Raw genomic sequence first — 10,969 nt, 5'->3', positions numbered from 1 at the left:
GCTGCAAAGCGGCCGCGACGGTCCATTTTTCACCGGCTTTTTGCCCCATAGCTACGGCTATGAGGCTGCAAACCCGGCAAAAACTGTCCTCGCCGGGGCCACTTTTCGCTTCGACGCCTTCTGCCGCCCAGACTCCTAGCCCTTTACCAGTAAGCGTAAATAGCTATAAAAAATATAGCAACAATAATCAGCTGAATTTTTTCACGGGTGCGTAGCGCAGCAGCGTCAGTTCGCGCGCCTGTGGGTGGTTCACCACCGGAAGCGGGTAGTCTCTGCCCAGTTCCACACTTGCTGCCGCCAGTTCGACGGGGCCAGCCAGCCAGGGGCTGTGTATGACCTTCCCGCTGAGCTTCGCTAGTTGAGGCAGGTATTTGCGGATGAACTTGCCGTCGGCATCAAACTTTTCGCTTTGCGTCACCGGGTTGAAGATCCGGAAATAGGGCTGTGCGTCGCAGCCGCTGCTGGATGCCCACTGCCAACCTCCGTTGTTGGCCGACAAATCAAAATCGTTGAGGTGTGTAGCGAAATAAGCCTCGCCCCAGCGCCAGTCGATGCCCAGGTCCTTCACCAGAAAACATGCGGTGACCATGCGCAGCCGGTTGTGCATGTAACCGGTCTGGTTGATCTGAGCCATTGCGGCGTCAACCAGCGGGTAGCCGGTACGCCCTTCACACCAGGCCTGGAAAAGTGCCTGGGCGTGCGGTCCCTGCTCCCACTGTATGGCGTCATACTCCGGCTTGAAGGAGGCCGTGGCCACATGCGGGAAGTTGCTCAGGATCTGCGCGTAAAAGTCGCGCCAGATCAACTCACTGAGCCAGACTGCGGCGCCCTCGCTGCCGCCTTGCTGCATACGCAGGGCGGTGGCAGCCAGCTCGCGAATGGATACCGTGCCGAAGCGCAGATGGACGCCCAGGTAACTCGGTCCTTTGACGGCCGGGAAATTGCGGGTGACGTGGTATTGGTCCATGCGCGCTACAAATTCACTAAATAGCAGCCTGCCGCCAGCGCTGCCAGCCGGAATTTTCAGTTCCGCAAGATTGGTCGGCTCAAACCCGAAAGCAGCCAATTCTGGCACGGTTGCGCGCCACGCCACCGGAACTGGTGCCAGCGCCGCGCTGTGGTTTTCCACCGGATAGGCGCGCAGGTAAAACGCATCCACTTTTTTGAGCCAGGCGTTTTTATACGGTGTGAACACGCTGTAGGGCTTGCCGGTCTGCGTCAGCACTTCCTGGCGTTCAAAAATCACATGGTCTTTGAAGTTATGAAAAGCCATGCCGGACGCCGCCAGGGCCTCGGCGACCTGCTGGTCCCGTACCAGCGACTGCGGCTCATCGTCGTGGTTGGCAAAGACGGCGTTGATGGAAAGCGCCCGGGCCAGCTCCGGCAGGGCCTGACCGGCCCGGCCGTGCAGCGTGACCAGACCGGCCTCGGCGATGCCATGTTGACTCGCCAGTTGCTGCAACTGCCCGGCAAGATCGACCAACGATTCCCGGATGAATTCGACACGGCGGTCGGCACGGGGCAGGGCGTCGAGGATGCCCTGGTCCAGCACGAACACGCAAAAGACCTGGCGACATGCTTTCAGCGCGTGGTACAGCGCCGCGTTGTCCTGGCAGCGCAGGTCCCGGCGGAACCACATCAGGCCTGTGTCGTATTGTTTGCTCATGTTCGGAGGCTTTACCTTGCCGTATGGCGAAGTTTGCAGGCTGATCGTCGGGATTCGGGTGTTGCAGGCCGATTTTTCTGCCGGTCAAAGCGCCCTGCGCGTAAAATCGCGGCATGGCCATGGATTCTGCACCGATCAATCTTACCCACCACTTCCTGATTGCCATGCCCGGCCTGGACGACGAGGCTTTTGCCAAAAGTGTGGTCTATATGTGCGAGCACAGCGATCGAGGCGCGCTGGGGCTGGTGATCAACAAGCCCAGCGACATTAACCTAAAAAACCTCTTCGACAAGGTCGCCTTACCCTTGCGGCGCGACGACCTGACCGGGTCCCCGGTTTTTCAGGGCGGCCCGGTGCAGACCGAGCGTGGTTTTGTGCTGCATGAATGCATGCTGGCGGGCAGCGAGTCGGTGTACGCCTCAACCATGACCATTCCAGGTGGACTTGAAATGACGACCTCCCGGGACGTGCTGGAAGCCTTGTCTAACGGTGCCGGACCGCGCAAGGTGTTTGTCTCGCTGGGATATTCCTCCTGGGGCGAGGGCCAGTTGGAGTCCGAGATTTCGGAAAATAGCTGGCTGACCGTCGAAGCCGACCTGTCGCTGATTTTCGACACCCCGGTCGATCAGCGTTATGACAAGGCCTTGCTGCTGCTGGGTTTGCAGAGCTGGATGCTGTCGCCCGAGGCCGGCCACGCATGAGTACATTGGCCTCGCCTGTCATGGCTGCCAATCTGCAAACATTTCTCGCTTTCGATTTCGGCCTCAAGCGCACCGGCGTGGCCACCGGTAACCGGCTCACGTGCACCGCGACGCCGCAGGGCAGCATCGCCGCCGAAGGTGACGCCCGTTTCGCAGTCATCGCCTTGAAGATAAAGGAATGGCAGCCCGATGCCTTGGTGGTGGGAATCCCTTTCCACCCCGATGGCGCCAGCCATGACAACACTGCACGGGCCCTGAAGTTTGCGCGTCGGCTTCGCGGACGTTTTGGATTGCAGGTCTTTGAGGTTGATGAGCGCTACAGCACCACCGAAGCCCTGTCCCAGGGCGCCGGCGATGCGGATGCGGCGTCTGCCTGCATAATTCTCGAGCAGTTTTTAAGGAGTCTTTCATGAGCAGCCTGACCCTGGACGCCGAAGCCCTGTACCGCGAAGTGCTTCGCGCCATGCAGCAGCTTCTGGCGACCTATGATCGCGTGCCCCGCCTGGTCGGTGTTGCGTCCGGCGGCGTCTGGCTGGCCGAACGGCTGCGCACCGACCTGGCCCTGGCGGACGCGGCCGGCAGCTTGTCGTCGGCGATGCACCGCGACGATTTTGCGCGGCGCGGCCTGTCCGCCAGCGGCCAGACCGTGCTGCCCTTTGACGTCAATGGCGCCGACCTGATCGTGCTCGACGACGTGCTTTACACCGGGCGGACGATACGTGCGGTGCTTAACGAGTTGTTCGACTATGGCCGGCCGGCCAGTGTCAAGCTGGTGGTGCTGGTGGACCGCGGCGGACGCGAGTTGCCGATCCAGGCCGATTTTGCTGCAGCGCGCGTGGCCCTGCCGGCAGCGCAGTCGCTGGCCCTGGCCCGCAGCGACGATGGCCATTTCATTTTCCAGGTGCAAGGAGCGACCCCATGAACCCCTTTACTGGCGGCCTGACCGCGCGCAAGGCCTGACCATGCTGTATCGACGAAATCCACAGCTCAACAAAAACGGCGAACTGGTCCATTTGTTGTCGATTGAGGGTTTGCCAAAAGCCACACTGACGCAAATCCTGGACACTGCCGCCAGCTTTGTCAGCGTCAGCGACCGCGAGGTCAAGAAGGTGCCCCTGCTGCGCGGCAAGAGTGTTTTCAATCTCTTCTTTGAAAACTCAACCCGCACCCGCACCACCTTCGAGATCGCCGCCACGCGGCTGTCGGCCGATGTGATCAATCTCGACATCGCGCGCTCATCGGCCTCCAAGGGCGAGTCCCTGCTTGACACCATCTCCAACCTGAGCGCGATGGCCGCCGACCTGTTTGTGGTGCGCCACAGCGAATCGGGTGCGCCCTACCTGATCGCGCAGCATGTGGCCCCTCATGTGCATGTGATCAACGCCGGCGACGGCCGCCACGCGCATCCCACCCAGGGCTTGCTGGACATGTACACCATCCGCCACTACAAGAAGGACTTCAGCCAACTGACGGTGGCCATCGTCGGTGACGTGCTGCACTCCCGCGTCGCGCGCTCCGACATTCACGCACTCACGACGCTCGGTTGTCCCGAGGTGCGTGTGGTCGGCCCCAAGACCCTGGTGCCTGCCGACATGGCGCAGATGGGCGTGCGGGTCTGCCACACGCTGGAAGAGGGCATCCGGGACGCCGACGTCATCATCATGCTCAGGCTGCAGAACGAACGCATGTCGGGCGCGCTGCTGCCGAGCAGCCAGGAGTTTTTCAAGAGCTTTGGCCTGACCAACGAGAAACTGCAGCTAGCCAAACCGGATGCCATCGTCATGCACCCCGGCCCGATCAATCGGGGTGTCGAGATTGACTCGGCCGTGGTGGACGGCCCGCAAAGCGTGATCCTGCCCCAGGTCACCTTCGGCATCGCCGTTCGCATGGCGGTGATGAGTATGGTTGCCGGGAACGAAGCATGAGGATACTTATTAAAAACGGCCGGGTGATTGACCCGGCATCGGGCCATGACGCGGTGGGAGATGTGGCGATCACCGCTGGGCGCATCGTCTCGCTCAAGGGCACGCCGGCAGATTTCACGCCGAACAAAACCATCGATGCCGCCGGTTGCGTTGTGGCGCCGGGCCTGATCGATTTGTCCGCACGCCTGCGCGAACCGGGTTACGAGCATGAGGGCATGCTCGAAAGCGAACTCGCTGCGGCGGTGGCCGGCGGCGTGACCAGCCTGGTCTGCCCGCCGGACACCGACCCGGTGCTTGACGAACCCGGCCTGGTTGAGATGCTGAAGTTCCGTGCCGAGAAACTGCATCAGTCGCGCGTGTTTCCGCTGGGCGCGCTGACGCGCGCGCTCAAAGGGGAGGCCCTGACGGAAATGGTGGAGCTGACCGAAGCGGGCTGTGTCGGTTTCAGCCAGGCCGATGTTCCACTGGCCAACACCCAGGTGCTGCTGCGTGCGCTGCAATACGCTGCCAGCTTCGGCTACACGGTCTGGCTGCGGCCGCAGGACAGCTGGCTGGGCGGCGGCGTGGCCGCCAGCGGCGCACTCGCGACGCGGCTGGGCCTGAGCGGCGTGCCGGTAGCGGCCGAAACAATTGCGTTGCACACCCTGTTCGAACTGATGCGTGCCACTGGCGCACGTGTGCACATTTGCCGCATCAGCAGCGCTGCAGGTGTCGCTCTGCTGGCCCGCGCCAAGGCCGAAGGCCTGGCGGTGACGGCCGATGTCAGCATCAACAGCCTGCACCTGACCGATACCGACATCGGTTACTTTGACAGCCGCATGCGCCTGAACCCGCCGCTGCGCCAGCAGCGTGACCGCGATGCGCTGCGTCAGGGCCTGCTGGACGGCACCATCGATGCGCTGGTGTCGGACCACACCCCGGTCGAAGCCGACGCCAAGACCCTGCCTTTTGCTGAGGCTGAGCCGGGCGCGACCGGGTTGGAACTGTTGCTGGGCCTGGCCTGCAAGTGGGGCCAGGACAGCGGCGTGGGCCTGCAGCGCGCGCTGGCGGTGCTCACCAGCGAGCCGGCCCGCGTGCTTGGCAGCGCGTTAGGCACGTTGCAGGCCAGTGTGGGTCAACTGGCCGCTGGCAGCGTGGCCGATATCTGTGTGTTTGACGCTCAGTCGGAATGGACGGTCCAGCCGGACGCGCTGCGTAGCCAGGGCAAACACACGCCGTTTGCAGGCTACCAGTTGCCGGCCCGCGTGCGCTGGACGCTGGTGGGCGGCCAACTCGCCTACGGGGCCTGAGCGCGTGCGACAAGCCCGGGCCGTCTGGCGGCTGTTGTGGGCCTTGTCCCACATTGCAGGCGGCATCTGGACCATTGCTTTTCGCTTTCCCCGGCTGGCACAGCATGAGAAGGAAGCGCGGGTGCACGCCTGGGCCCAGGCCATGCTGCGCGGCGTGGGCATCAAGCTGGCGCTCCAGGGTCTGCCTGTGGCCCAGGGCCCGGCGCTGCTGGTGGCCAACCACCTGTCCTGGCTGGACATCGTGGTGTTGCATGCCTCGCGTTATTGCCGCTTTGTGTCCAAGGCTGACATCAGGCACTGGCCACTGGTCGGCACCCTGGCCGGCGGCGCGGGAACCTTGTACATCGAGCGCGAGTCGCGACGCGATGCCCATCGCGTCGTGCACCACATGGTCGAACGGCTGCAGCTTGGAGAGGTGCTGGCGGTTTTTCCTGAAGGCACCACGGGCGACGGATTGGTCATGAAACCGTTTCATGCCAACTTGCTGCAGGCCGCCATTTCTGCCGATGTGCCGGTGCAGCCGGTGGCCCTGTATTTTGTTGACGCGGACACCGGGCAAACCAGCTTCGCACCGCGCTACATTGACGACGATTCGATTTTTGTGTCGATCTGGGAAACCTTGTGTGTCGCGAATCTGCGCGCCGAAGTGACGGTCGGTGAGCCCCAGCGCGCCGATGGCCGGGACCGCAGGGCCTGGGCAGCTAATCTTCAGGCAGAGGTCGCACGCCTGCTGCGCGAAAGGCTTTGAAGCCAGTTTCCTGGAAAGGCTTATTCGCGCTGAAAGGTCACCACATGATCGACCTCGGCGCGAATGCCTATCCATTCGCCAAGGGCATGGTCATGGTGCGAGGGCACATGTGCCATCACGGTTTCACCGGTCCTGAGTTGGAGCGTGTATAAAAACTCCGAGCCGCGAAACGCCTTGCGCACAATCTGTGCTTTGACCGGCGCCGCATCGTCATGCACGATGTCATCGGCGCGCAGCAGCACGTCGCACACGCCGTCCGGGTAGGCGCCCGGCAAAGGGCACTCCAGCACATCGCTCAGGTCGCCCAGCGCGGTATGCACCACCACGTTGTCGCCTTGCTGGATGATCTGGGCTCGGGTGAACACCCCGTGGCCGATGAAGTCGGCCACAAAACGCGTCGCCGGCCGGTGGTAGAGTGCGTAAGCATCGTCCCACTGGTGCAACTGGCCGTCGTGCATCACGCCGATGCGGTCACCGATGGCAAAGGCTTCGAGCTGGTCGTGGGTGACCAGCAGCGCGGTGGCGCCGGCGAGCTTCAGGATGCCGCGCACCTCATGCGCCAGACGCTCGCGCAGATCCACATCCAGGTTTGAAAAAGGTTCGTCGAGCAAAAGCAGGCGCGGCCTGGGCGCAAGGGCGCGTGCCAGCGCCACACGTTGTTGCTGGCCCCCCGACAGTTCATGCGGGTAACGGCGTTGCGCGTTGCCCAGACCGACCATGTCCAGCACCTCGCTGATGCGCTGCTGGCGCTCCGCTGGCCGCAGGTGGGCCAGGCCGAAAGCCACATTGCGGCCCACGTCCAGGTGCGGGAACAGGGCGTAATCCTGAAACACCATGCCAATGCGGCGCTGTTCCGCCGGCACATGAACTGCGCCGCTGCTGACCGGTTCCTGCGCCAGCGAGATGTTGCCGGACTGGGCCTTTTCCAGTCCGGCGACGGCGCGCAGCAAGGTGGTTTTTCCGCAGCCGGACGGTCCAATCAGCACACCGATCTCGCCTGCCAGCAAGCCCAGCGACACGCCATTGACAGCCGGGCGGGACCGGCCAGCGTAATGCACCACCAGATGGGAAATATCCAAAAACATGCTTGCAATTGTAGATGCTTACAATTCTCATTTGCACTCTTTGAGTGGGCGTCGTGCGGCACGCTCTTCTTGCCGCGACCAGTGGCGCTGGCCGGTGACCGGTATTTTGTTTTTTTTCTGGACTTCATGTTTCCTCGTTTCGTCTTGCCTGCCCTGCTGTTTGTGCTGACCGCCGTGCTCACGCTGCCGGTTCTGGCGGTGATGTTGTCATGGGTCACGCTCGATGGCATATCGCTGCCGATCCTGCAGGAGATGCTGCGAACGGTGTTGCCTGAATACGCCTTCACCTCGCTGCTGCTGTGTCTGGCCGTGGCGGCTGGCGTGGCGCTGGTCGGCGTGGCAACTGCCAGTGCCGTGACGCTGTTCGAGTTTCCCGGCCGGCGGACTTTTGCGTGGGCGCTGCTGTTGCCGCTGGCGATGCCGGCTTATGTGGTGGCTTATGCCTATACCGACTTTCTGCAATATGCCGGACCGTTGCAAAGCTGGCTGCGCGCCGGCTTCGGCCTGCAAGGCCGTCTGCTGCCAGAGATACGCAGTCTGGGCGGTGCGGTGCTGATTTTTACGGTCACCCTGTATCCCTATGTGTATTTGCTGGCGCGGACCGCGCTGTCCGAGCGCGCGGTGCACCTGATGGAAGCGGCCCGGCTGCTTGGCGCGCCGCTGCGGCGCCGCATTCGTGAAGTGGCCTTGCCGCTGGCCCGTCCGGCGGTGGCGGCCGGGGTGGCGCTGGCACTGATGGAAACGCTGGCCGACTTCGGCGTCTCCAGCTACTTTGGTATCCAGACGTTTACCGCAGGCATCTACAAGGCCTGGCTGGCCATGGACAACCGGCTGGCCGCAGCCCAACTGGCGACAGCCTTGCTGCTGGTGGTGGCGGTGTTGCTCAGGATCGAAAACCAGGCGCAAAAGCGCATGCGTTTTGCCGGTAGCCGCAGGGCGGGCGCTGGCGCTGCTGACGCTGCACCCACCCGTTTGCGGGGCATGCGGGCAGCTCTGGCGTGGGCAGTGTGCGCTGTGCCCATCGCTTTGGGCTTCATACTGCCGGTGCTGTTCATGCTGCGGCCACTGGTGGCAGGTTGGGGGGAGTTGCCGTGGCGGCAGTTTGTAGGCTGGTCCATCAACAGCGTGGGGCTGGCCGGCCTGAGCGCCGCGCTGGCCACGGCCATGGCTTTGGGTTTGAGCCTGGCCTTGCGCCTTCGGCCCCATGTGTTGACACGCGCCGCCGCGCAATTGGCCAGTCTGGGTTATGCCGTGCCGGGCGCGGTGATTGTGGTGGGTCTGCTGCTGCCGGTCGGCTGGTTGCAGGCCACTGCGCCGCAGACCGCAGTGGGTTACTGGGTCACCGCGACGGTGTTGGGCATTGTCTGGGCCTACCTGGTGCGCTTTACGGCGGTGGCTTTTCAGTCCGTGCAAAGCGGTTACTCGCGTATCCCCGTCAGTTTTGACGACAGCGCGCGCATGCTGGGCGTCACTGGCGCCGCCTTGCTGGCCAAAGTGCACTGGCCTTTGCTCCAGCGCTCCGTCGGGGTCGCGGCCTTGCTTGTTTTTGTCGATGTGATGAAGGAGCTGCCCGCCACGCTGGTGCTGCGCCCCTTTAACAGCGACACACTGGCCGTGGTGACTTACCAGCTCGCGCGTGATGAGCGCCTTGGTGAAGCGGCACTGCCAGCCCTCACGCTGGTGCTGGTGGGTTTGCTGCCGGTGCTGTTGCTGGGCCGCACACTGCGCACAAAATAATCCTGCACGGACCTGGGTTTAGTGCCGCGCGCGCTGGCAGTCGGCGAGCGCCCACCGGGTGTAGGCACACGCCTACGCCCATTCTTTGCGTCTGCCTACCCATGCCATGAAGCCTCGTCCCTAACGTGAGGGTTCTTCGTCGCCATGCCGCTTGGCAAGCGACTTCAACGACTTAAATCACTTTCAGGAGGTCATCATGAACAAGGATCAAGTTGAGGGGAGCTGGACGCAGTTCAAGGGCACGGTCAAAGAGCAGTGGGGCAAGCTCACGGATGACGATCTTGACATCATTGCGGGCAAGCGTGACCAGTTGCTCGGCCGTATCCAGGAACGCCACGGCCTGGCCAAAGAAGAAGCTGAAAAACAGCTTGCGTCCTTCCAGGAGCGTAATCCCACCGGTTTTTTTGAGCGTTATTGAGTCGAACGCTGCTGCGTCGCCGCGTCGATCAGCGACGCATGAATTGACCTCCGCACCCCGTTCCACAATCTTCGCATCACCCGTAACATCCCAAGGAATCAAGAATGAAAACCAAGCTCGCCATCCTCACCTTCGCCGTCTCCTGTGCCTTTGCCGGCAACGCCATGGCGTTGACCAAGGAAGAATACAAAGTAAAAAAAGACCGCGTCGAAGCCGACTTCAAGGCTGGCAAGGACAAATGCACTTCTCTGAGCGCCAATGCCAAGGACATTTGCCAGGCAGAAGCCAAGGGCATGGAAAAAGTAGCCAAGGCCGAACTGGAGGCCCAATACAAGCCCAGCCCCAGCCAGGACAAAAAAATCCGTGATGCCAAAGCGAACGCTGCTTATGACATCGCCAAGGAAAAATGTGACGATCTTGCCGGCAATGCCAAGGACGTTTGCGTGAAAGATGCCAAGGCGGCCCAAACCACCGCCAAGGCCGACGCCAAAGTCAGCAAAGCCAGCGCCGAGGCCAACAAGGACAAGGCCGACAACATGGCCGATGCCCGCAAGGACGCCAATGCCGACAAGAACGAAGCCCTGTACAAAGCCGCCAGAGAGCGCTGCGACACCATGGCCGGCGCTGCCAAGGACGGTTGCCAGAACGATGCCAAGCTCAAGTTCGGCATGAAGTAAGCCAGGTGCGCTGCGGCGCATGGATCAACGGTCCCGGGTTTTCCCAGCAAGCTCGGGATTTTCTTTTTATGAATGAAATATGCCTCTACCCCATAGCCACTATGCGTAGATAGCTACTAATTTTATAGCAGCTTCGTTATTGCTAATGGGAAAAACGGCAAAGATGATGTTCACGGGCGCTTCTTGTTTGGCAGATGTGCCCGCCGCGCGCGTGCTTGCGAGGCGCTTGTGCAAACGACACTTTGCGGATTTGCTTAAAATAGTGGCCATCAAGGACACACGATGCACATCGACAAAGAACTCGACACCCGGGGCCTCAATTGCCCGCTGCCTATCCTGAAGGCCAAAAAAGCGCTCGCCGAGATGAACAGTGGCCAGTTGCTGCGTGTGGTGTCTACCGACGCAGGCTCCACGCGGGACTTCATGGCGTTTGCCAAGCAGACCGGCAACGAACTGGTGGCTCAGCAAAGCGAAGGCGGCGACTTTATTCACGTGCTCAAGCGGCGCTGAATAGCCCCCACGCTTTTCAGTGCGTGTCATGCGCGAGGCCTTGCAGGCCGCCGCTCACCAGAGGTTTCGCTTCTGTCGCCTGTCCAAAGCTGCTCAAGCAGCTTTGGAGCCGCAGGCTCCAGCCCCTCGGGGGGCGGCGCCGGCGGCCCGGCAAAGCCGGTTCCGCGGCCCCTGCTTGAAGGGGGTCTGCTCCGCGCTCTTGGCAGCACGCGC

The 10,969-nt window shown here is 62.3% G+C and carries 12 protein-coding genes; 10 read left to right on the top strand and 2 right to left on the bottom strand.

The features are described from left to right. Positions 1-187: 187 nt before the first annotated feature. A complete protein-coding gene (locus Q8O29_RS00165; RefSeq protein ID WP_305560037.1) occupies positions 188-1,666 on the bottom strand; it encodes a deoxyribodipyrimidine photo-lyase in 1,479 nt (492 codons plus the stop codon). A gap of 113 nt (positions 1,667-1,779) precedes the next feature. Here Q8O29_RS00165 and Q8O29_RS00160 point away from each other — a divergent pair, with 113 nt between their 5' ends. Genes Q8O29_RS00160 through Q8O29_RS00135 form a run of 6 tightly spaced genes read left to right on the top strand, consistent with a single transcriptional unit; the run spans position 1,780 to position 6,329 of the window. Further along, complete coding sequence (locus Q8O29_RS00160; RefSeq protein WP_305560036.1) at positions 1,780-2,367, top strand: YqgE/AlgH family protein; 588 nt, start codon at positions 1,780-1,782, stop codon at positions 2,365-2,367. Continuing rightward, on the top strand, positions 2,364-2,780 hold the full coding sequence (gene ruvX / locus Q8O29_RS00155) for a Holliday junction resolvase RuvX (RefSeq protein WP_305560035.1): 417 nt from the start codon (positions 2,364-2,366) through the stop codon (positions 2,778-2,780). The genes Q8O29_RS00160 and ruvX overlap by 4 nt, the downstream gene beginning before the upstream one ends. Next, entirely contained in the window at positions 2,777-3,289 is a 513-nt protein-coding gene (gene pyrR, locus Q8O29_RS00150; RefSeq protein ID WP_305560034.1) for a bifunctional pyr operon transcriptional regulator/uracil phosphoribosyltransferase PyrR, read from the top strand. The genes ruvX and pyrR overlap by 4 nt, the downstream gene beginning before the upstream one ends. 40 nt (positions 3,290-3,329) lie before the next feature. After that, on the top strand, positions 3,330-4,292 hold the full coding sequence (locus Q8O29_RS00145; protein WP_305560033.1) for an aspartate carbamoyltransferase catalytic subunit: 963 nt from the start codon (positions 3,330-3,332) through the stop codon (positions 4,290-4,292). Next, positions 4,289-5,581: a dihydroorotase gene (locus tag Q8O29_RS00140; protein ID WP_305560032.1), complete on the top strand. Its 1,293-nt coding sequence runs from the start codon at positions 4,289-4,291 to the stop codon at positions 5,579-5,581. The genes Q8O29_RS00145 and Q8O29_RS00140 overlap by 4 nt, the downstream gene beginning before the upstream one ends. A 4-nt stretch (positions 5,582-5,585) precedes the next feature. Next, the gene (locus Q8O29_RS00135) at positions 5,586-6,329 is read left to right on the top strand and encodes a 1-acyl-sn-glycerol-3-phosphate acyltransferase (RefSeq protein WP_305560031.1); all 744 of its coding nucleotides are present in this window, start codon (positions 5,586-5,588) and stop codon (positions 6,327-6,329) included. Positions 6,330-6,349: 20 nt separating this feature from the next. Here the strand turns inward: Q8O29_RS00135 and Q8O29_RS00130 are convergent, their stop codons facing one another. Then, positions 6,350-7,414 carry an ABC transporter ATP-binding protein gene (locus tag Q8O29_RS00130; protein ID WP_305560030.1) on the bottom strand — a complete coding sequence of 355 codons (1,065 nt, stop codon included), beginning with the start codon at positions 7,412-7,414 and terminating at the stop codon, positions 6,350-6,352. Between the two features lie 126 nt (positions 7,415-7,540). On the opposite strand from Q8O29_RS00130, the gene Q8O29_RS00125 reads away from it, so the two are divergent. The 4 genes from Q8O29_RS00125 (at position 7,541) to Q8O29_RS00110 (ending at position 10,756) form a co-directional block, all read left to right on the top strand. Next, entirely contained in the window at positions 7,541-9,151 is a 1,611-nt protein-coding gene (locus Q8O29_RS00125; protein ID WP_305560029.1) for an iron ABC transporter permease, read from the top strand. 196 nt (positions 9,152-9,347) lie between these two features. Further along, a complete protein-coding gene (locus Q8O29_RS00120) occupies positions 9,348-9,569 on the top strand; it encodes a CsbD family protein (protein ID WP_305560028.1) in 222 nt (73 codons plus the stop codon). A gap of 104 nt (positions 9,570-9,673) precedes the next feature. Continuing rightward, on the top strand, positions 9,674-10,246 hold the full coding sequence (locus Q8O29_RS00115) for a hypothetical protein (protein ID WP_305560027.1): 573 nt from the start codon (positions 9,674-9,676) through the stop codon (positions 10,244-10,246). Positions 10,247-10,528: 282 nt separating this feature from the next. Beyond that, entirely contained in the window at positions 10,529-10,756 is a 228-nt protein-coding gene (locus Q8O29_RS00110; protein WP_305560026.1) for a sulfurtransferase TusA family protein, read from the top strand. The last annotated feature ends 213 nt before the right edge of the window (positions 10,757-10,969 follow it).

The organism is Polaromonas sp. (assembly GCF_030689685.1).
GTDB lineage: Bacteria > Pseudomonadota > Gammaproteobacteria > Burkholderiales > Burkholderiaceae_C > Polaromonas.
This window is presented reverse-complemented; position numbering and strand designations above follow the sequence as displayed.

Excerpts from the sequence above, each read along its gene's own strand:
- Q8O29_RS00165 (WP_305560037.1), bottom strand. The coding sequence starts at position 1,666 with ATGAGCAAACAATACGACACAGGCCTGATGTGGTTCCGCCGGGACCTG.
- Q8O29_RS00160 (WP_305560036.1), top strand. The coding sequence starts at position 1,780 with ATGGCCATGGATTCTGCACCGATCAATCTTACCCACCACTTCCTGATT.
- ruvX (WP_305560035.1), top strand. The coding sequence starts at position 2,364 with ATGAGTACATTGGCCTCGCCTGTCATGGCTGCCAATCTGCAAACATTT.
- pyrR (WP_305560034.1), top strand. The coding sequence starts at position 2,777 with ATGAGCAGCCTGACCCTGGACGCCGAAGCCCTGTACCGCGAAGTGCTT.
- Q8O29_RS00145 (WP_305560033.1), top strand. The coding sequence starts at position 3,330 with ATGCTGTATCGACGAAATCCACAGCTCAACAAAAACGGCGAACTGGTC.
- Q8O29_RS00140 (WP_305560032.1), top strand. The coding sequence starts at position 4,289 with ATGAGGATACTTATTAAAAACGGCCGGGTGATTGACCCGGCATCGGGC.
- Q8O29_RS00130 (WP_305560030.1), bottom strand. The coding sequence starts at position 7,414 with ATGTTTTTGGATATTTCCCATCTGGTGGTGCATTACGCTGGCCGGTCC.
- Q8O29_RS00125 (WP_305560029.1), top strand. The coding sequence starts at position 7,541 with ATGTTTCCTCGTTTCGTCTTGCCTGCCCTGCTGTTTGTGCTGACCGCC.
- Q8O29_RS00120 (WP_305560028.1), top strand. The coding sequence starts at position 9,348 with ATGAACAAGGATCAAGTTGAGGGGAGCTGGACGCAGTTCAAGGGCACG.
- Q8O29_RS00115 (WP_305560027.1), top strand. The coding sequence starts at position 9,674 with ATGAAAACCAAGCTCGCCATCCTCACCTTCGCCGTCTCCTGTGCCTTT.
- Q8O29_RS00110 (WP_305560026.1), top strand. The coding sequence starts at position 10,529 with ATGCACATCGACAAAGAACTCGACACCCGGGGCCTCAATTGCCCGCTG.